The organism is Streptomyces sp. NPDC051064 (genome assembly GCF_044455985.1).
Lineage (GTDB): Bacteria > Actinomycetota > Actinomycetes > Streptomycetales > Streptomycetaceae > Streptomyces.
This window is the reverse complement of sequence record NZ_JBITFK010000006.1, coordinates 97941-116525: the sequence shown is the minus strand read 5'-3', so window position 1 is coordinate 116525 and position 18585 is coordinate 97941. Positions and strand designations below refer to the sequence as shown.

Sequence of the window (18585 nt, the reverse complement as noted above, 5' to 3'; positions counted from 1 at the left end):
GACGGCGACCGCTCAGCCGGTCCTAACGGCCAGTGCCAGGAATCGGCTGTCCTCGTCGGTGTAGGCGTCCAGCCGCCAGCCCGCGTCCGCCAGCAGGGGCGTAAGGCGGGGCTCCGCCCTGCGGTCGTCGTCCGAAACGACCCGGCCGTGCCGAGCGGCCAGCGCGGCACGGCCTATGGGGTGGAACAGCGCGAGCCGGCCACCCGGCCGCACCACCCGCGCCAGCTCCGAGAGCCCTTGTCCGGGGTGCGGGAGATGCGAGATCAGCCCGGCGGCGAAGACGGCGTCGAGGGACCCGGCGCGCAGCGGAAGCCGCGCGGCATCGGCCCGCAGCAGGGTGCCGCTCGCCGCCCTCCCTGCCCGCCGGGCCGCATCCAGCATCGCGGGCGTCAGGTCGGCCCCGAGAACCGTCCCACCGGGTCCGACGGCGGTACGCAGCGCCGCCAGCGCGCGCCCCGTACCGCACCCCGCGTCGAGCACGGCGCCGCCGGGACGCAGACCGAGCTCCCCGACGGCGACGGCGAAGGCCGGACCGTCATCGGGGAAACGGCTGTCCCAGTCCGCCGCCCGCGCGGAGAAGAAGTCCTGCACCTGTGTCCGGTCATCGGCCATACGGACATGATCGCGCAGCCCGCACCCGAGCGGAACGGCACGAAGCGGTGCACATGTTCGAACGTTGCCTGATCGTTCGGGAACATCTCTCTGTCATATCCCAGCACCTTTCGAAATGCGCCCCTGGTGTGCGCCCCGGTGCGGGCTAACGTCCCGGATCCATGGGACACCTGGACCACGCCACCTTCGGCTGGCTTACCCCCGTGCTGTCGTACGCGATGGCAGCGATCGGCGCCGCACTCGGACTCCGCTGTACCGTGCGCGCGCTCGGCACCAGTGGCCGTTCACGCCGCAACTGGCTCGTCACGGCCGCGTCCGCCCTCGGCACCGGCATCTGGACGATGCACTTCGTCGCCATGCTCGGATTCGGCGTCACCGGCACCGACATCCGCTACGACGTGCCGCTCACCCTCCTCAGCCTGCTGGTCGCCGTGCTGGTGGTCGGGGCGGGAGTCTTCACCGTCGGCTACGGCCGCGACCGCACCCGGGCCCTCTTCGTCGGCGGCCTCACGACGGGCCTCGGCGTCGCCAGCATGCACTACCTGGGCATGGCCGCTCTGCGCCTCCACGGCACCGTCGCCTACGACCCCCTGCTGGTGACGGTCTCCGTCGTCATCGCCGTCGTCGCCGCCACCGCCGCCCTGTGGGCCGCACTCCACATCAGGTCACCCGGGGCCGTGGCCCTCGCGTCGCTCGTCATGGGCGCGGCGGTGAGCAGCATGCACTACACGGGAATGCTGGCCGTCGGCGTGCGGGTCTCACCGTCGGGATCCGAACTCCCCGGAGCCACGGTGATGCAGTTCATCTTCCCGCTCGCCGTCGGCCTCGGTTCGTACCTCTTCCTGACCTCGGCGTTCGTCGCCCTCTCCCCGCCCGCCCGGAACCACACGGCCGAGGCGTCGACCGCGGCCGAGGACGCCTCCGCAGAACGGCCCGCCGAGGCCGCCGCCACCTGACGGTCGCCGCACCCGCAGCTCACCTGCCGTACACAGCGATTCGGGGCACAGAGCTCCCCACCCGGAACGAGGAGGCCATGCGCACACCCCGTACGACGACCCCGGACCCCGGCGCGCACACCGGCAGGCCCGTGACACCGCCGCGCGGACGGCGCGCACACGCCGGACCGCCCGCGTACGAACGTCCCGTGCCCGAGGCGGAGCGGCCTTCCCCCGCCGGGCCCGAACCGGGACGCGGGTCCCTGCACCCCCGGACCGTACGGGCAAAGATCATTTCACTCCTGATGGTGCCCGTCGTCTCTCTGCTCGCCCTCTGGGGACTCGCCACCGTCACCACGGCGCAGGACGTGGCACGCCTGCGTGAGGTCCAGCGCGTGGACAACACGGTACGGGCCCCGGTCGCCGCGGCCGTCGGGGCGCTGCAGAGCGAACGCACGGCGGCGCTGCGCCAGCTCGTCGCCCCCGGCGCCGGGCACGCCGGGGCCCTGCGGCAGCGGGGCGAACGCACGGACACGGCACTTGACGCCCTGCGCCTGGGCGACGCGTACACCGTCGCCGACGCCGGCATCCTCTCCGCAGGAGCCGCCGGCCGGCTGAGCACGTTCCTGGACCGGGCGCAGCGACTGCGGACCCTGCGCACCGGGATCCTGGACCCGCCCGAGGGGGATTCCGGCACGTCCGAGGCCACCGACGACGAGACGCGGACCGCGTACACGCGGTACACGGAGACCATCGCCGCGGCCTTCGACGTCTCCGGGGCCCTGACCGGCACACAGGACGCAGGAACCGGATCGGAGGCCCGTGTTCTCCTCGAACTGGAGCGGAGCGGGGAGATGCTGGCCCGCGAGGAGGCCCTGCTGGCGTCGGCCCTGCCGACCGGCAGATTCGACGGGGAACAACTGCGCCTGTTCACCGGCGCCGTGGCGACCCGCCGGGCTCTGGCCGGGTCCGCCGGAGCCGATCTGCCGGCCGCCGGACGGGAGGCCTGGCGTGCCCTCACCGACCGCACCGCCTACCGGCGGCTCACGGCGGCCGAGGACACCGTGCTGGCCGCACCCCCCGGCCGCCGCGCGGCAGAGGCGGTGCCCGACGCCTGGGAGCGGGACGTGGCGACGGTACGCACGGAGCTGCGCGCCATCGGGACGCCGGCCGACGACCGTGCGTCCGACCGCGCGGGCCCCTTCGCACATGCGCTGTTCAGCCCGGCGGGGGCAGCCGTCCTGCTCGGATTCCTCGCCGTCGCCGCCTCGTTGGTGATCTCCGTGCGGATCGGCCGCGGGCTCGTCGTCGAACTCGTCGGCCTCCGGGACGGTGCGCTGGAGATCGCCCGGCACAAGCTTCCCCACGCCATGCGGCGCCTGCGTGCCGGTGAGGAGATCGACGTACGGGCCGAGGCGCCGCCCGGACGGACGTCCCACGACGAGATCGGCCAGGTCGGGGAAGCCCTGGACACCGTGCACCGTGCGGCCCTCGACGCCGCGGTCGAACGTGCCGAACTCGCCAGTGGCATCTCCGGGGTCTTCGTCAACCTGGCACGCCGCAGCCAGGTCCTCGTCCACCGCCAGCTCACACTCCTCGACGGGATGGAGCGCCGTGCCGACGACCCGGGCGAACTCGGTGACCTGTTCCGCCTCGACCACCTCACCACCCGCATGCGACGGCACGCCGAAAGCCTGATCATCCTCTCCGGCGCCGCCCCGGGGCGCGCCTGGCGGATGCCCATACCGCTGACCAACGTCGTACGCGCGGCGGTCTCGGAGATCGAGGACTACGCGCGCGTGGAGGTGCGGGCGCTGCCCGACGCCGGCGTGAAGGGCGCGGCGGTGGCCGACCTGACCCATCTGCTGGCCGAACTCGTGGAGAACGCGGCCCAGTTCTCGCCACCGCACACCAAGGTGCGGATCAGCGGGGAACCCGTGGGCAACGGTTACGCCCTGGAGATCGAGGACCGCGGGCTCGGCATGGGCAAGGAACTGCTCGACGAGGCCAACCGCCGCATCGAACAGTCCGAGGCGCTCGACCTCTTCGACAGTGACCGGCTCGGCCTCTTCGTGGTGAGCAGGCTCTCCGCCCGTCACCGCGTCAGGGTCCAGCTGCGCACATCCCCGTACGGGGGCACGACCGCCGTGGTCCTGCTGCCGACCGCGCTGCTCCAGAGCGCGCTTCCGGAGGGCTCGCCGGCCGGCTCGGCAGAGGCCGCGACCCGGACGACGACGGTGGCCAGGGACGACGACGGCCCCGGGCCCGGGCGGCTCGCCCCGCACCCCGCCGCCCGGCCCCGCCCCACCGCCTTCCCGGTACCGGCCGCCGTGCCCGCCCTCGAGCGGGGTGCGGCAGCGGCTGCCGGGCCCGGGCCGCGGCCCGGACCGGCCCCGGTGACCACCCTGCACCGGCGCCCTCGCTCCACCGAGGAGGACGGCGAGCTGCCCCGGCGCGTCCGCCAGGCCAGCCTCGTACCCCAACTGCGTGAGCAGCCGAAGCCGGAGGAGGGCGAGCCGAACCCCGACGGAGGGCCCACGGTGGGACGCACGCCCGAACAGGCCCGTGACCGCATGACCGCCTACCGGGACGGATGGGCCCGCGGGGGCGGCAGGGCGCCGGGGAGCAACTCCTCGGGCCGCTCCGCACCCGTATCCCCGTTCCGCCGGCACACCGAAGGAGAGCAGACATGATGGTGAACGAGAGGCCCGGACGGGCGCCCCGCGGTTCCGGCGAACTCGACTGGCTGCTGGACGATCTGGTCGCGCGGGTCGCCGAGATCCGGCACGCCGTCGTCCTGAGCAACGACGGCCTGGCCGTCGGCGCCTCCCTGGCGCTGAGCCGTGAGGACGCGGAACACCTCGCAGCCGTGGCCTCGGGCTTCAACAGCCTGGCCAAGGGCACGGGACGGCACTTCGGCGCCGGGGGCGTACGCCAGACGATGGTCGAGATGGACGACGGCTTCCTGTTCGTCGCCGCCGCCGGGGACGGCTCCTGCCTCACCGTCCTGAGCACGGCGTTCGCGGACATCGGCCTCGTGGCGTACGAGATGGCGCGGCTGGTGAAGCGGGTGGGCGAACACCTCGCCACCCCGGTGAGGCTCGCCGGGCCACCGGCGACGGGCTGAGGACGGGCGCATGCGGATGAGCGAGGGCGGGGTGCCGCCTGGAAGCACGGGCGGAGTGCCCCCGGGCAATGGCTCCGTACCGCCGGGAAGTCAGTGGTACGACGCCGAGGCGGGCCCGCTGGTCCGCCCCTACGCCGTCACCGGCGGCCGGACACAGCCGGGGCCCAGCGGGGTCCGGTTCGACCTGATCGCACTCGTGGCGGCCGACGACGGAGCAGGCGGCCGTCAGGACGAGGCGCTGCTGGGCCCCGAGCACCGGGCTTTGCTCGGCCTGTGCCACGACGAGGTCCAGTCCGTCGCGGAACTGTCCGCCGACGCCGATCTGCCCGTAGGAGTGGTGCGGGTGCTTCTCGGAGATCTGCTCGAAGCCGGTTGTGTCCGGGTCAGCAGGCCCGTCCCGCCCGCCCAACTCCCCGACGAGCGCATCCTGCGCGAGGTGATCGACGGCCTGCGGGCGCTCTGAGGGCTCCTGTAGTTGTCGTGCGCACCACCTACTCAGGACGGATAGCGACCTCATCCGGGCATTGAACGAACCGGTCCGGACACATAAGTCAAAATCCGTTCTCTGTCTTCGGCGACTGCCTCTGATTGTCATGCTGTCGCCCTACTGACGGCACTCGCGAGAGAAGTGATCGATGTCCTCCGAGCATGTGGACAGCACAGACCAGGAAGAGGCCGGGGACTCCACGGCACTCGCCCTGAAGATATTGGTCGCAGGCGGCTTCGGAGTCGGCAAGACGACCCTCGTCGGCGCGGTGAGCGAAATCCGGCCGTTGCGGACCGAAGAACTCCTCAGCGAGGCCGGACAGTCCGTCGACGACACCGGTGGGGTGGATCAGAAGACCACCACCACGGTCGCCATGGACTTCGGACGGATCACCATCCGCTCCGGACTGTCGCTCTACCTGTTCGGCACGCCGGGTCAGGACCGCTTCTGGTTCCTTTGGGACGAACTGTCGCAGGGGGCGCTCGGAGCCGTCGTCCTGGCCGACACCCGGCGACTCGAGGACTGCTTCCCCGCCGTCGACTACTTCGAGCACCGCCGCATTCCCTTCGTCGTCGCGGTCAACTGCTTCACGGGTGCGAGGACCTACGCCGAGGACGACGTCTCGCGCGCACTGGATCTGGACCGGGGCATCCCCGTCGTCCTGTGCGACGCGCGTGACCGTGCCTCGGGAAAGGAAGTTCTGATCCGCATGGTCGAGTACGCGGGGCGGATGCATACCGCGCGGCTGCTGGACTCGGTCGGCCAGGCCGCCGGCCCGGCCTGAGACGGGCGCCCCGGCAATATCATCCGTAGCCCAGGCCGAGGTCCGTGCGCCCCTCCCCGGGGCCTGGCGGACGGTGGCGCGAAGCAGCGCCCCCGCGGCGGGGAGGCGCTTGCCCGCAGGGGAGCCGTACGCAAGGCTTGCGCGGTAGGCGGGGGAACGGATGAACGGGGAGGACGAGCACATGGCGCTGGACCGGGGACTTGACTGGCTTCTTGACGATCTCACCAGCCGGGTGGAGCACATCAAGCACGCGCTGGTGCTGTCGAACGACGGGCTGGTGACCGGGGCCAGCACAAGCCTGGCCCGGGAGGACGCGGAGCACCTCGCGGCGGTTTCGTCCGGGCTGCAGAGCCTGGCCCGAGGATCGGGGCGTCACTTCGGTGCGGGAAGAGCACGCCAGACCATGGTGGAGTTCGACGAGGCGCTGCTGTTCGTGACGGCGGCCGGGGACGGCAGCTGCCTGTGCGTACTGACCGCCGCCGAGGCCGATGTCGGCCAGGTCGCCTATGAGATGACCCTGTTGGTCAATCGGGTGGGCGAGCACCTCGGCGTGACGGCGCGGTAGGGCTCCGAACGGCTGGACAACCTCTGACCTGGTTTCCTGTGGATTTCCGGGAGTTATCCACAGGCTCTGCGGGTGATTCCTCCCCGGGCTACCGTGGTCACAGAGAGTATTCGACCTCACGGGGGAGGACGGCCATGACCGTTACGGAAGCCACCCGCACGCCCATCGCCGACGCGGCGGTACCCGGCTGCCTGTCCGCCGGACGCGCGGCTCAGGAACTGACCTTGAAACGCGGCGAATTCGATCTCGCCGTCCATCTGGGACTGATCCTTACGGAGCCGACGACGGCCGGGGCGAGGCCCCGGATCCGTCAGCAGGAGATCGACCGGCTGCGCGGGCTGCCGGGGTTTCCCGGATCGCTCCGGGACCAGGTGCGTACGGCGGGCACGGCGGAAGGCGCCACGCTCCTCGGAGTCAGGCCCGTGCGCTTCACCGGCCTGGCCCGCATCGGGTGCATCTCACCGGTCGCGTTCTATCTGAACCGCTACCGCGCGGTGGTCTGGCTCTATCTGGTGGACGAGCTTCTCGCCTTCGCCGCGAGAGAGCCCGATCTGATCGGCGGGAAGAACCCGGTGGGGATGCGGACCATGCTGGAGGGCGGCACCGACTGGCGTGCGCGCAACTGGCGTTCACGCAGGATCGACCGCCTGCTGAGCCGCGCGGGTGACCCGTGGACGCGCGCGGCCCTGCAGGCCTCCGCCCTGGACCCCGTCCAGCTCGCGGAGGTGGTCGAGGACCCCTACGAGCGGGCCTACCTGGCGCGTATGCAGCCGGACTCCGTCTTCGGGCGCCCGGGCTCCGTGTCCGGGAAGGAGGCCATGACGAGGCTGATGCTGGCGGATGATCCGGACGAGATCCTCTGGCGCCGGGTGAATCTGACGCTGGAGCTGGAACAGGCGCGTGAAGTCCGCCCCGCGCCGCGACCCGGGTTCGACCCCGCGATCCGTCCTGCTCCGGTCCGCCCGGCCCGGGACCGGCCGGTGAGCGTAGGGCCGGCCCCGGACGGCCCAGGACCGGCATTCGGGCAGAGCGGCCACGCTCCTCACCGCCCTGGCGGGAGTTCCGGCGAGGGGCGGGGGCTGCTCGTCAGGCTGGGGCTGCGCCGGCCGGGGCGCGGTGATCGATAAAGCGATTGCGCGGGGTGGTCCGCCGGGGCATCTTGGCCTCCATGCTGATCAGGGAAGCCACCGACAAGGACTGGCCCGCCATCTGGCCGTTCTTCCATGCCATCGTCGCTGCGGGCGAGACGTTCACCTACCCCGTGGAGCTCGGTGAGGACGTGGCCCAGGACTGGTGGCTCCTCCCGGAGCCGGCCCGCACGGTTGTCGCGGTCGACGACGCCGGGACCGTCCTCGGCACGGCCAAGATGAACAGGAACCACATGGGCAACGGCTCGCACATCGCCAGTGCCAGCTACATGGTGGCCCCCGAGCACTCGGGCCAGGGCGTGGGCAGGGCCCTCTGTGAGTACACAGTGGACTGGGCGCGTACGGCGGGGTATCGCGCCATGCAGTTCAACGCCGTGGTGGAGACGAACATCCACGCCGTCCGTCTGTACCGCTCGCTCGGGTTCGAGGTCATCGGGACCCTGCCCGAGGGGTTCAACCACCCCGCGCAGGGCTATGTGGGACTGCACATCATGCACAAGCCCCTCTGAAATCACCCTCACAGAGCGCCGGAAGGACTGTGAGCGCAGTGGCTTCCGGCCATCCTGGCGTGTCCGTCATGTCACAAGTAGCGGTGATCTGGGCGCGGTTGGCGCACAGCTGAGGCATGGGGCGGGTGCGCCCCCTGGGATGGGGAGCAGTACTGTGCGCCCACCGCCATCTCAGCGGTGAACTCATATGGAGGAAGAATCCATGACCATACCCAGGAGATCGTGGCGCGGCGCGGGAGCATTCGCGGCCGCCGCGGTAGTCGGCCTGGCCGGCGGAGTCCTCTCCGCAGGACCGGCCGCAGCTCACACCCCCACCTGGGCCGTGACCTGCTCCGAAGTGACGCTCAACCTGACGGCCTACTCGGCCGACGCCACCAACGAGGTGACCGTTTCCGTCGTGGGCGGGGACGATCTGCTTGCCACGACCCAGTTCGGCCGCGACTTCAGCACGAAGACGCCGCTCCAGCTCCCGGAGCACGACAAGGAGCTGACTGTCCGCCTCGTCGTCAAGGCCGGGGACAGCGACACGTACTCCGTCGACGCCACGAAGACCGCTCCGGTGTGTGAGGACGACACCCCGTCGCCCACCCCGACCGAGGCGACGCCTTCGGAGACCCCGAGCACGGAGCCGCCGGCCTCGGAGGCCCCCGAGCCCAGTGCTACGCCGAGCGAGACCGCCACGGAGGCCGCACCGGCCCCCGCGAAGCCGAGCGCCAGCGCGCCGGACCTGGCCGAGACCGGTTCGTCGTCCGCCACTCCCGTCATCGGCGGAGCCGCTCTCGCGGTTCTGCTCGCCGGCGGCGGCATCCTGTGGTCCGTCCGTAAGCGCCGCAGCGCGCAGCACTGACGCATCCCGGCACGGTGGTGGCAGAACACCCGCGGGCCGGGCGGGGGCGCACCGCATCAACTCCGTTGCGGTGCGCCCCCGCGCCGTTCCACCGCAGCGCCGCCCGCCGCTCCGTAGCCGCGCACCAGCCGCCTCCGCAGTCGGAGGATCAGGAGGCGGGACCGATCTCGCACCAGACGGCCTTGCCTTCTCCCCGGGGCTCGATGCCCCAGCGTTCGGCAACCGCGTCGAGCAGCAGCAGACCACGTCCCGAGGTCGACGTCTCGCCCGGAGTGCGCCGCCGCGGCCAGACGCTGGAGCGGTCCTGGACCGACAGCCTGATGCGCCGCACGGGTTCCGGCAGGACCTCCAGCGTCAGTACCGCCCCGCCCTCCGTATGCAGCAGCACATTGACCAGCAACTCCCCGGTGACCAGCTCCGCGTCGTCCGCCAGTCCGGCGAGCTCCCAGTCCGTCAGTGCCTGACGGACGATGGACCGGGCCTCCGACAGGCCCTGGGGGTCCGCCTGATGGACGTACTGGTGCAGCCGGGGCGCACGCGGAGACCCGAGATCCGGGCTGCGTCTCAGGACCAGCAGTGCCACGTCGTCGCCCGAACCCCACCGCTCCCACAGCCGGTCCGACAGATGGTCGGCCAGCGCCTCGGCGCCGTCGGGCCCGTCGCTCACCTCGTGGATCAGCGCCGCCACCCCCGTGTCGACGTCGGCCCCCGGTTCCTCGACCAGGCCGTCCGTGTACAGGACGAGGGTCTCGCCCGGCACCAGGTCCAGGCGTGTCTCCGGATACTCCTCGTCCCGGAAATCCGTGGAGATCCCCAGCGGAAGACCCCCGCGCACCTGAGGGACACCGACCCGCCCGTCGGTATGCCTGATCAGCGGCCCGAAGTGCCCGGCGCGCGCCACGCGCACCGCCCCCGTGGCGAGGTCGACCTGCGCGTACGTCGATGTCGCGAACCGGTCGGTGTCCAGCTCGGCGAGGAAGCGGGAGGCCCGCGCCAGCACGGTCGCCGGAGGATGCCCCTCGGCGGCGTACGCGCGCAGGGCGATACGCAGCTGGCCCATGATCGCCGCCGCGTGCGTGTCGTGTCCCTGAACATCGCCCACCACGATGCCGATGCGGCCTCTGGGCAGGGTGATCACGTCGTACCAGTCGCCGCCGACCTCGCGTCCGCTCCACGCGGCGTGGTAGCGGACCGCGATCTCGCCGCCCTCGATCTCCTGGATCCGGCGCGGAAGCATCGCCGACTGGAGCCCGGTGGCGAATTCGCGCTCCTCGTCGAAGAGGATCGCCCGCTGCAGGGACTGGGCCACGATGGCGGCCAGCCCCAGGCACAGGATCCGCTCGTCCGCGCTGAAGACCGTGCGGTCCCGGTAGAAGAGGGCGAGTCCCCCCAGCGAGCGGGCCTGAGCTATCAGCGGAAGGTAGGCGACGGCCCGGAAGTTCAGCTCTCCGATGTGCGGCTCGAGCGCCGGGTAGCGCCGGATCAGTGAGCCGAGCGAGGTGATGAAACGGGGGCGCCCGCTGAGGATGGTGTCCCCGAGCGGGAGCGCCGCGTCGAGCTGCCCGGAGCCCAGGCCTTCGAGAACCTCCACCGAGTCACCGCTCAGTGCGATGATCTTGAGCGCGGAGTTCTCCACCAGCCCGAGCGCCAGCCCGTCCGCCCCGACGCCGACCAGGCCGCCCGGACCGGTGAGCGCGGCGGTGACGTCGTCCACGGTCACCGCACGTGACATCGCGGCGGTGGTGCGTTCGACGATGCTCGTCTGGCGGCGGCGCCGCTTTTCCAGATCCAGCACGAAGGCCGAATGGGTGACCTCGGACGTCGCGTCCCGCACCACACCGATGACGCGGTGTGCCCGGCCGTCCCCGGACCGCAGGATCCGCGCCTGGACGTGCGTCCATTGGCGCGCCCCGTCCTGCAGGGGCACCTGGAAGTGGACGCTGTAGGAGCTGCTCCCGCCGGAGATCGCCTCCTGGATCGCGGCGTTCAGGCGCGCGCTCTCCGTCGCGTCCAGCTGCTCCAGCACCGCCCCCGGCCGCGCCTCGAAAGTCGCGGGATCGAGGCCGAAGACCAACAGTCCCGCGTCGTCGACGTCCAGGGTCCGGGCGTCCAGATCCCATTCGAAGCTTCCGGTCCGGTTCATGGCGAGGCGCTCCGCGGTCCCGGTCTCACCGGCGCTGCACCGGTCGATCCGGAGCCGCGACGCTGCGTCGTCGTCTGCTCGCCGTGAAGAGTCGGTCATGCCTGCTCCGGAGATCGTCCGGCGGGGCTGCTGGACGTCGCGGCCCGTAGATCTCAATTGTCGAGCCCGCGATGCCGGAGTGCCACAGCGGTATCACGGGAGACCCCGTGCCGGGACCCCGCGACGGGCGTCGCAGAATGGCACGCAGAGATCGTCCACGGCTGACCGGAGCGCACACATGAACGACGATGAGCCCGTCCTGCTGCACACCGAGGGCCACGTCCTGCACATCACCCTCAACCGCCCCCGGGCACTGAACGCGCTCACCCACACCATGGTGCGCGCGGTCGACGAGGCGCTGACCCTGGCCGCGGACGACGACGCGGTCACCGCCGTCGTGATCGGCGGAGCCGGCGGGAGGGGCCTCTGCGCCGGCGGCGACATCCGGTCGATCTACGAGGACGCCCGCGCGGGCCGACGCGCGTCCGTGGACTTCTGGCGTGACGAGTACCGTCTCAATGCCCGGATCGCCAGGTTCCCCAAACCGTACGTGGCGCTCATGGACGGCATCGTGATGGGCGGAGGGGTGGGCGTATCGGCCCATGGCGACGTGCGCGTCGTCACCGAGCGCTCACGCGTCGCCATGCCCGAGACCGGGATCGGCTTCGTCCCCGACGTCGGGGGTACATACCTGCTGGCCGGCGCACCGGGCGAGCTCGGCACCCACCTCGCACTCACCGGCCGGGCAGTCGACGCCGCCGATGCCATCCTGTGCGGGCTGGCCGACCACTTCGTCCCGTCGCACCACCTCGCCGACCTCACCACCGCGCTCGCCGGGAGCACGACACCCGCCGAGGTGACGGACACGGTGCTGCGGTACGCGACCGACGCGCCGGAAGGAGAGCTGGCCGCTCACCGCGCGTGGATCGACGACTGCTACGCCGCCGACACCGTCGAGGAGATCATCGACCGGCTGGTCGACAGCGGACTGCCCGCCGCGAAGGAGACCGCGGACGCCCTCCTCACCGCATCACCCACCGCGCTCAAGGTCACTCTCGCCGCCGTGCGGCGGGCCGGGCGGCTCAGCAGCCTCGAAGCCGCCCTCGACCAGGAGTTCCGTGTGTCCTGCCGGGCGTTCACCGGGCATGACCTGGTGGAGGGCGTGCGCGCCCGGATCATCGACAAGGACCGCACCCCGCGATGGAGTCCCGCCGACGCCCGCGAGGTCACCGACGCCGAGGTCGCCCGCCACTTCGAGCCGCTCGCCGACCAGGAACTGGGACTGGCCTCGATCTGACCGGCCACGCGCCCAACCCGGCCGTCCACGCATCGGATCCCCTGGCCGCCGCCGGCCGTCGGCGGAGGTGACCAGGGGATCTGCTCATACGCGTACCGTCAGCCGGTCCGCCGCGCGGTCCCAGGCTTCCTGGTCCCCCTGCGGGGTGTAATGACGCAGTTCCTGCGTGCGTGCGACCAGCCCGCGCATGTCCGTCAGCTCGCCCACCAGCCCGTGCGCCCGCGCCTGGAGCAGTACATTGCCCAGTGCGGTGGCCTCGGCGGGACCCGCGGTGACCGGCAGACCGGTGGCGTCCGCGGTCCACTGGCACAGCAGCTCGTTGCGCGAACCTCCGCCCACCAGATGGATCCGTGTCAGCTCGCGGCCCGCCAGCGCGGCGGCCTCGCGCAGCGTCCTGCGATGGGCCAGCGCCAGACTCTCCAGCACGCACCGCACATAACCACCGGGGCTGCCCGGCGTCACCTGCCCGGTCCGGATGAGAGCCGCGTCGATCCGCGACGGCATGTCACCCGGCGCCAGGAACACCGGATCATCCGGGTCGATCACTGCGGCGAACGGCCGTGCACGCGCCGCGTCCGCGAGGAGACCGACGAGGCCCGTCGGCGTACCGTCGCGCTCCCACGTCCGGCGGCACTCCTCCAGCAGCCACATCCCCATGATGTTGCGGAGATAGCGCACCGTGCCGTCCACACCGCGTTCGTTGGTGAAATTCGCGGCCCTCGACTCCTCGGTCAGCACCGGTGCGTCCAGTTCGAGCCCGGCCAACGACCAGGTGCCGCACGACACATACGCGAACCCCGGTTCGGTGGCGGGGACAGCGGCCACAGCTGAGGCCGTGTCGTGCGAGGCGACGGTCGTCACCGGTGTGTCCCCCGGCAGGCCGGTGAACCCGGCCACGTGCGGAAGCAGGGTGCCCGCCCGTTCGCCCGGCTCGCGCAGGGCGGGAAACAGCGAACGCTCCAGCCCCAGCCGCCCGATCAGCGCATCGGACCAGTCACCGGTCCGCGCGTCGAACAGAGCGGTCGTCGACGCGTTCGTCACTTCCGCGCCCACCGACCCCGTCAGCCAGTAGACCAGGAGATCGGGCATCAGCAGCAGCGTCCTGGCCGCCGGCCACTGGGCCGTCGAACGGTGGGCGGCCAGCTGGAAGACCGTGTTGAACGGGAGATGCTGCAGCCCGCCGATGCCGTACAGCTCCTGCGCGTCGAAACGCGCCATGACCTCCTCGGCGGCCTTCGCGTTACGCGCGTCGCGGTAATGGAACGGCAGGCCGAGGAGTGACCCGTCCGAATCCAGCAGACCGTAGTCCACGGCCCAGGTGTCCACGCCCACCGAGGCCACGGGGCCGCTGCGCGCAGCCGCGCGCAGCCCGTCCAGCATGCCCTGGTACAGGGCGAGTACGTCCCAGTGCAGCCCGTCGGGGAGCCGCACCGGCGTGTTGGCGAAGCGGTGTGCCTCGGTCAGTTCCAGCTCGTCGGGGCCCACCCTGCCGGTGATCACCCGGCCGCTGGTGGCGCCCAGGTCCACCGCGGCGAACACCGGGTCGTGCCGTGAAGTCGCAGACATGGAAAATCTCATCCGATCCGGCCGGAGCCGCGCCCCGGGTGTGCACGGAACAACATCCGGGGCGCGGCGGGGTGGCACGTGGTCAGCGCAGGAACGCCGCCGCCACACCGGCGTCGACGGGGATGTGGAGGCCGGTGGTGTGGGTGAGGTCCCCACCGGTCAGGGCGAAGACGGCGTTGGCCACATGCTCCGGGAGCACCTCGCGCTTGAGGATCGTGCGCTGGGCATAGAACTCGCCCAGCTTCTCCTCCTCGATGCCGTAGGTCGCCGCGCGCTGGGCTCCCCAGCCGGCCGCGAAGATTCCGGAACCCCGCACCACCCCGTCCGGGTTGACCCCGTTGACCCGGATGCCGTGCTCTCCCAGCTCCGCCGCCAGCAGACGTACCTGGTGTGCCTGGTCTGCCTTGGTGGCCGAGTACGCGATGTTGTTCGGGCCCGCGAACACGGCGTTCTTGGACGCGATGTAGATGATGTCGCCGCCGAGATCCTGGGCCCGCATCACCCTCGCCGCCTCGCGGGACACCAGGAACGAACCGCGCGCCATGATGTCGTGCTGCAGGTCCCAGTCCCGGGCCGTGGTCTCCAGCAGGGGCTTGGAGATGGAGATCCCCGCGTTGTTCACGACCAGGTCGACACCGCCGAAGGCCAGTGCGGCGGCCTTGAACGCTTCGGCGATCTGCTCCTCGGACGTGACATCCACGGTCACCGCGACTGCCTTGTCCGGACCGCCGAGCTCCTCGGCGACAGCCGCCGCGTTCACGGTGTTCAGATCCGCGACGACGACACACGCGCCCTCCGCGACGAGGCGGTGCGCGATGGCCTTGCCGATGCCCGACCCCGCTCCGGTGACCAGCGCGACCCGCGTCGCCAGAGCCTTGGGCTTCGGCATGCGGCGGAGCTTTGCCTCCTCCAGCTCCCAGTACTCGATCCGGAACTTCTCGGACTCCTCGATCGGCGCGTACGAGGAGACGGCCTCGGCGCCCCGCATCACATTGATGGCGTTGAGGTAGAACTCCCCGGCGACCCGGGCGGTCTGCTTGTCCTTGCCGAACGAGAACATGCCGACACCGGGCACCAGCACGATCGCCGGGTCCGCTCCACGCATCGCGGGCGAGCCGGGCACCGCATGGCGCTCGTAGTACGCGCGGTACGCCTCCCGGTACTCCCCGTGGAGCACCTCGAGCCGGGCCACCGCCTCCTCCAGCGGAGCGTCGGCAGGCAGATCGAGGACCAGCGGGCTGACCTTCGTACGGAGGAAGTGGTCCGGGCAGGAGGTGCCGAGAGCGGCGAGACGGGGGTGCTCGGCCCGCGAGAGGAAGTCCAGCACAGGTGCCGCGTCGGTGAAGTGCCCGACCTGCGGCCGGTCCTTGGACGCCAGCCCGCGGATCACCGGAGCGAGGGCCGCGGCCCGTTCCCGGCGCGCCCCCTCCTCCAGGGCTTCCCGGCCGAGGAGTACGGGGCCGAACGGCTCGGGCCTGCCATGGTCCTCGAGGAAGGTCTCGGCGGTCCGGATCATCCAGAGGGCGTTGCGCTCGCACTCCTCGGAGCTGTCACCCCAGGCCGTGATGCCGTGACCGCCCAGGACGACACCGACCGCCTGCGGATTGGCCTCCTTGACGGCAGCGATGTCGAGACCCAGCTGGAAGCCGGGCCGGCGCCAGCCCACCCAGGCGACCTTGTCACCGAAGCACTCGGCGGTCAGCTTCTCGCCGTCGGCGGCGCACGCCAGAGCGATGCCGGAGTCCGGGTGCAGGTGGTCGACATGCGCCGCCTCGACCAGCGCGTGCATCGCGGTGTCGATCGACGGGGCGGCGCCCCCCTTGCCGTGCAGGCAGTAGTCGAACGCCGGGACCATCTCGTCCTCGCGCTCCACCCCCGGGTACACGTCCTTGAGCGCTCGCACCCGGTCCAGCCGGAGCACGGCGAGGCCGGCCTCGGTCAGCGTGCCGAGGTCGCCGCCCGAGCCCTTGACCCAGAGCAGTTCGGCCTCGCCGCCGGTGACCGGGTCGGTCTCCGTCGCCTTGGCCGAGGCATTGCCACCGGCGTAGTTGGTGTTACGGGGGTCGGAGCCGATCCGGTGGGCGCGCTCCAGGAGCGCGGCGACTTCGGCGTGCGTCGCGGACGTCATGAGGGTTCCTTCGCGAAGAGGGTCGGGCGGGTGCGGCTGGACGTACGCAGGCGGGGGAGCGGGGCTCAGGCGCCCCAGCCCGCCTGCTCTCCGCCGACGCGGTCGGCGGCGATGCGCTCCTGGTTGCCGGAGGCTAGGTAGGCGGCGAACGGGTCGCGCGCCAGGCCGAGCTCTTCCCGGACCTCGGCGAGCAGCGGCCGTACGTCTGTGTTGAACGCGTCCATCAGCACTCCGTTGGAGGCAAGGACATCACCGGAACGCTGCGCCTCCGTCAGCGCCTCCGCGTCGATCAGCAGTGCCTTGGCGGTCGCTTCCTGGACATTGGTGACCGAGCGGATGACGGCCGGGATCTTGGCCTCGATGTTGTGGCACTGGTCAAGCATGAAGTTGACGTTGGTCCCGGTCTCGAGGCCGCCGTTCTTGACGACCTCGTGCATGATCCGGAACAGCTGGAACGGGTCGGCGGCGCCTGCCATCAGGTCGTCGTCCGCGTAGAAGCGGGAGTTGAAGTCGAAGGCGCCGAGCTTCCCCTCGCGCAGCAGGAACGCGACGATGAACTCGATGTTCGTGCCCGGTGCGTGATGGCCGGTGTCGACGACGACCTGGGCCTTCGGCCCGAGCTTGAGGCAGTGGGCGTACGAGGTGCCCCAGTCCGGGACGTCGGTCGTGTAGAAGGCGGGCTCGAAGAGCTTGTACTCCAGCAGCATCCGCTGGTCGTCTCCGAGCCGCTCGTACACCTCGGCGAGGGCTTCGGCCAGGCGGTCCTGGCGACCCACGATGTCGTCCTGGCCGGGGTAGTTGGTGCCGTCCGAGAACCACAGTTTGAGGTCGGGGGATCCGGTGGCGTCCATGATGTCGACGCATTCGAGCAGGTGATCGGTGGCCTTGCGGCGGACCTTCGGGTCCGGGTGGGTCACCGAGCCCAGCTTGAAGTCGTCGTCCTGGAAGACATTGGAGTTGATCGCACCGATCCGCAGCCCGAGCTCCTCGGCGTGCCGGGTCAGCGCCGCGTAGTCCTCCACCCTGTCCCAGGGAATGTGCAGCGACACCTTCGGGGCGACCCCGGTGAAGCTGTGCACCTGAGCCGCGTCCGCAAGCTTCTCGAACGGGTCGCGCGGGACACCGGGCTGGGCGAAGACCTTGAAACGGGTTCCGGAGTTGCCGTAACCCCAGGAGGGCGTCTCGATGACCTGAGACTTCAGAGCTGCCTTGACGGCCGACACATCAGACATGAACACCTCGTAAGCAGAGTCATCCGGCGACCGGTCAGGATCGGGGATGTGAATCGTTTCATCCGGAACGTACGCTAGGTTTGGGCACTGCACTAGTCAAGCGGCCAGTCCAGTTTCTCCGGGGTTTGAATCAATTCATCGCGATGGGGAGCCGACGCTCGAAGCTCTGGCGGATCCGACCCGGCGCGGCCTGCTCGACGCTCGTCGAGAGCGTGGTGGCTCGCCCGAACGACCGGACGAAGGGCTCCTCCGAGCGGCCGGTCGCGGACGGCCCGCCGCGGCGGGCGCCCCGGAAGACCCCCGGCCACATGCTCGGCCGGTCCTCCGCTCGGGACGGGGCACCTACCGCGACCTGGGAACCGTCAGCGGCCGGAACCCGTCAAGCTCGGCTGGAGCTTCCGTACGAGAGCGAAGAGCCGGTCCTCGTTCCCCGCGAGGCCCGCGCTGCGCAGGGCCTCGTCGGCCTCCTCGATCGGGGAGGCGAGCAGCGGCATGTACAGAGGGGCGTCGGCCGGGTCGGCGAGCGCGGCGCGCGTGGCGGCCAGTAAACGGACGTACGCCTGTGCCGCGGCGATTTCGGCTTCGTGCATCTCAGCATCTCCCGGTCAGTCAGAAGGTGTCGGACCGTCAAGCATCCCTCATGGGTCTGACAACGCTCTCGCGCCCGCTGCGGAGAGGCGTCAGGACCGGGCCGCAGCCGGGGGTTCGACCTCGAGGAAGCGCCGCCTGCGCGGACCGCGGTAGAGCAGGGCCGTCCACCCCAGCCGTCGCAGCACGGTGGCGCACCCGGCCAGCGCCTCCTCCTCGTCGTGTGCCGCGCCACTACCCGGCGGACCTGCCCACTCGACGCGCACGGAGCCGGACGTCTCGCCCTCGCACACGCGGTAGCCCACGGCCGACCGCTCACCGGACGGGGCGACGGCCGACGCGGGTATGCCGGCGGCCTCCAGCGCCAACGCCACGGCCCGTAGCGGCCGGTGCAGCTCCCAGGGGGCCGGCATACTTTCGGAGTCCGCGCGCCCCGCGCCGGTCAGCCGCCTGATCTGAAGCAGTCCCTCGAAGGCGGTCCGGACCTCCCCGGCGCGCCCGTCCCGGGTTCCACCGGTCTCGGGGCCGTCGCCCGTGGCGGGCTCGAATCCTCTCCCCTGTTCCCGCGACGCGCTCAT

At 71.4% G+C, this 18585-nt stretch carries 17 protein-coding genes; 10 read left to right on the top strand and 7 right to left on the bottom strand.

Annotated features, from left to right (window positions below; all coding sequences use genetic code 11):
- Positions 1 to 12 precede the first annotated feature (12 nt).
- On the bottom strand, positions 13 to 612 hold the full coding sequence (locus ACIBCU_RS21860; protein WP_399233240.1) for a class I SAM-dependent methyltransferase: 600 nt from the start codon (positions 610 to 612) through the stop codon (positions 13 to 15).
- A gap of 161 nt (positions 613 to 773) precedes the next feature.
- Here ACIBCU_RS21860 and ACIBCU_RS21855 point away from each other — a divergent pair, with 161 nt between their 5' ends.
- The 9 genes from ACIBCU_RS21855 (at position 774) to ACIBCU_RS21815 (ending at position 9014) form a co-directional block, all read left to right on the top strand.
- Positions 774 to 1568 (top strand): MHYT domain-containing protein, encoded by a 795-nt coding sequence (locus ACIBCU_RS21855; RefSeq protein WP_399233238.1) that lies wholly within the window; start codon positions 774 to 776, stop codon positions 1566 to 1568.
- Between the two features lie 77 nt (positions 1569 to 1645).
- A complete protein-coding gene (locus tag ACIBCU_RS21850) occupies positions 1646 to 4240 on the top strand; it encodes a nitrate- and nitrite sensing domain-containing protein (RefSeq protein ID WP_399233236.1) in 2595 nt (864 codons plus the stop codon).
- A complete protein-coding gene (locus tag ACIBCU_RS21845) occupies positions 4237 to 4674 on the top strand; it encodes a roadblock/LC7 domain-containing protein (protein WP_362940537.1) in 438 nt (145 codons plus the stop codon). The genes ACIBCU_RS21850 and ACIBCU_RS21845 overlap by 4 nt, the downstream gene beginning before the upstream one ends.
- Before the next feature lie 16 nt (positions 4675 to 4690).
- A complete protein-coding gene (locus ACIBCU_RS21840; RefSeq protein WP_399233892.1) occupies positions 4691 to 5137 on the top strand; it encodes a DUF742 domain-containing protein in 447 nt (148 codons plus the stop codon).
- Between the two features lie 172 nt (positions 5138 to 5309).
- Entirely contained in the window at positions 5310 to 5945 is a 636-nt protein-coding gene (locus tag ACIBCU_RS21835; protein WP_362940540.1) for an ATP/GTP-binding protein, read from the top strand.
- A 181-nt stretch (positions 5946 to 6126) separates the two neighbouring features.
- A complete protein-coding gene (locus ACIBCU_RS21830) occupies positions 6127 to 6510 on the top strand; it encodes a roadblock/LC7 domain-containing protein (protein ID WP_362940612.1) in 384 nt (127 codons plus the stop codon).
- Between the two features lie 134 nt (positions 6511 to 6644).
- The gene (locus ACIBCU_RS21825; RefSeq protein ID WP_399233233.1) at positions 6645 to 7637 is read left to right on the top strand and encodes a DUF6397 family protein; all 993 of its coding nucleotides are present in this window, start codon (positions 6645 to 6647) and stop codon (positions 7635 to 7637) included.
- A gap of 41 nt (positions 7638 to 7678) precedes the next feature.
- A complete protein-coding gene (locus ACIBCU_RS21820) occupies positions 7679 to 8167 on the top strand; it encodes a GNAT family N-acetyltransferase (RefSeq protein ID WP_399233231.1) in 489 nt (162 codons plus the stop codon).
- Positions 8168 to 8369: 202 nt separating this feature from the next.
- Entirely contained in the window at positions 8370 to 9014 is a 645-nt protein-coding gene (locus tag ACIBCU_RS21815; RefSeq protein ID WP_362940549.1) for an LAETG motif-containing sortase-dependent surface protein, read from the top strand.
- A 148-nt stretch (positions 9015 to 9162) separates the two neighbouring features.
- Here ACIBCU_RS21815 and ACIBCU_RS21810 read toward each other — a convergent pair whose 3' ends face one another.
- Positions 9163 to 11256 carry a SpoIIE family protein phosphatase gene (locus ACIBCU_RS21810; RefSeq protein WP_399233228.1) on the bottom strand — a complete coding sequence of 698 codons (2094 nt, stop codon included), beginning with the start codon at positions 11254 to 11256 and terminating at the stop codon, positions 9163 to 9165.
- A gap of 178 nt (positions 11257 to 11434) precedes the next feature.
- Between ACIBCU_RS21810 and ACIBCU_RS21805 the strand changes: the two genes are divergently transcribed.
- Complete coding sequence (locus ACIBCU_RS21805) at positions 11435 to 12493, top strand: enoyl-CoA hydratase/isomerase family protein (RefSeq protein WP_362940555.1); 1059 nt, start codon at positions 11435 to 11437, stop codon at positions 12491 to 12493.
- Positions 12494 to 12577: 84 nt separating this feature from the next.
- Here the strand turns inward: ACIBCU_RS21805 and ACIBCU_RS21800 are convergent, their stop codons facing one another.
- The 5 genes from ACIBCU_RS21800 to ACIBCU_RS21780 all read right to left on the bottom strand — a co-directional run bounded on the left by ACIBCU_RS21800 (position 12578) and on the right by ACIBCU_RS21780 (position 18585).
- Positions 12578 to 14059, bottom strand: a complete 1482-nt coding sequence (locus ACIBCU_RS21800) for a rhamnulokinase family protein (RefSeq protein WP_399233226.1) — start codon at positions 14057 to 14059, stop codon at positions 12578 to 12580.
- Positions 14060 to 14141: 82 nt separating this feature from the next.
- Positions 14142 to 16187 carry a bifunctional aldolase/short-chain dehydrogenase gene (locus ACIBCU_RS21795; RefSeq protein ID WP_399233223.1) on the bottom strand — a complete coding sequence of 682 codons (2046 nt, stop codon included), beginning with the start codon at positions 16185 to 16187 and terminating at the stop codon, positions 14142 to 14144.
- Between the two features lie 65 nt (positions 16188 to 16252).
- The gene (gene rhaI / locus ACIBCU_RS21790; RefSeq protein WP_362940564.1) at positions 16253 to 17419 is read right to left on the bottom strand and encodes an L-rhamnose isomerase; all 1167 of its coding nucleotides are present in this window, start codon (positions 17417 to 17419) and stop codon (positions 16253 to 16255) included.
- 362 nt (positions 17420 to 17781) lie between these two features.
- Complete coding sequence (locus ACIBCU_RS21785) at positions 17782 to 18009, bottom strand: hypothetical protein (RefSeq protein ID WP_362940567.1); 228 nt, start codon at positions 18007 to 18009, stop codon at positions 17782 to 17784.
- A gap of 90 nt (positions 18010 to 18099) precedes the next feature.
- Positions 18100 to 18585 carry a hypothetical protein gene (locus tag ACIBCU_RS21780; protein WP_362940570.1) on the bottom strand — a complete coding sequence of 162 codons (486 nt, stop codon included), beginning with the start codon at positions 18583 to 18585 and terminating at the stop codon, positions 18100 to 18102.

Excerpts from the sequence above, each read along its gene's own strand:
- ACIBCU_RS21800 (WP_399233226.1), bottom strand. The coding sequence starts at position 14,059 with ATGTCTGCGACTTCACGGCACGACCCGGTGTTCGCCGCGGTGGACCTG.
- ACIBCU_RS21860 (WP_399233240.1), bottom strand. The coding sequence starts at position 612 with ATGGCCGATGACCGGACACAGGTGCAGGACTTCTTCTCCGCGCGGGCG.
- ACIBCU_RS21795 (WP_399233223.1), bottom strand. The coding sequence starts at position 16,187 with ATGACGTCCGCGACGCACGCCGAAGTCGCCGCGCTCCTGGAGCGCGCC.
- ACIBCU_RS21835 (WP_362940540.1), top strand. The coding sequence starts at position 5,310 with ATGTCCTCCGAGCATGTGGACAGCACAGACCAGGAAGAGGCCGGGGAC.
- ACIBCU_RS21810 (WP_399233228.1), bottom strand. The coding sequence starts at position 11,256 with ATGACCGACTCTTCACGGCGAGCAGACGACGACGCAGCGTCGCGGCTC.
- ACIBCU_RS21825 (WP_399233233.1), top strand. The coding sequence starts at position 6,645 with ATGACCGTTACGGAAGCCACCCGCACGCCCATCGCCGACGCGGCGGTA.
- ACIBCU_RS21805 (WP_362940555.1), top strand. The coding sequence starts at position 11,435 with ATGAACGACGATGAGCCCGTCCTGCTGCACACCGAGGGCCACGTCCTG.
- ACIBCU_RS21840 (WP_399233892.1), top strand. The coding sequence starts at position 4,691 with ATGAGCGAGGGCGGGGTGCCGCCTGGAAGCACGGGCGGAGTGCCCCCG.
- ACIBCU_RS21845 (WP_362940537.1), top strand. The coding sequence starts at position 4,237 with ATGATGGTGAACGAGAGGCCCGGACGGGCGCCCCGCGGTTCCGGCGAA.
- ACIBCU_RS21780 (WP_362940570.1), bottom strand. The coding sequence starts at position 18,585 with ATGAGCGCGTCGCGGGAACAGGGGAGAGGATTCGAGCCCGCCACGGGC.
- ACIBCU_RS21850 (WP_399233236.1), top strand. The coding sequence starts at position 1,646 with ATGCGCACACCCCGTACGACGACCCCGGACCCCGGCGCGCACACCGGC.
- ACIBCU_RS21785 (WP_362940567.1), bottom strand. The coding sequence starts at position 18,009 with ATGCACGAAGCCGAAATCGCCGCGGCACAGGCGTACGTCCGTTTACTG.
- ACIBCU_RS21820 (WP_399233231.1), top strand. The coding sequence starts at position 7,679 with ATGCTGATCAGGGAAGCCACCGACAAGGACTGGCCCGCCATCTGGCCG.
- ACIBCU_RS21815 (WP_362940549.1), top strand. The coding sequence starts at position 8,370 with ATGACCATACCCAGGAGATCGTGGCGCGGCGCGGGAGCATTCGCGGCC.
- ACIBCU_RS21830 (WP_362940612.1), top strand. The coding sequence starts at position 6,127 with ATGGCGCTGGACCGGGGACTTGACTGGCTTCTTGACGATCTCACCAGC.
- rhaI (WP_362940564.1), bottom strand. The coding sequence starts at position 17,419 with ATGTCTGATGTGTCGGCCGTCAAGGCAGCTCTGAAGTCTCAGGTCATC.
- ACIBCU_RS21855 (WP_399233238.1), top strand. The coding sequence starts at position 774 with ATGGGACACCTGGACCACGCCACCTTCGGCTGGCTTACCCCCGTGCTG.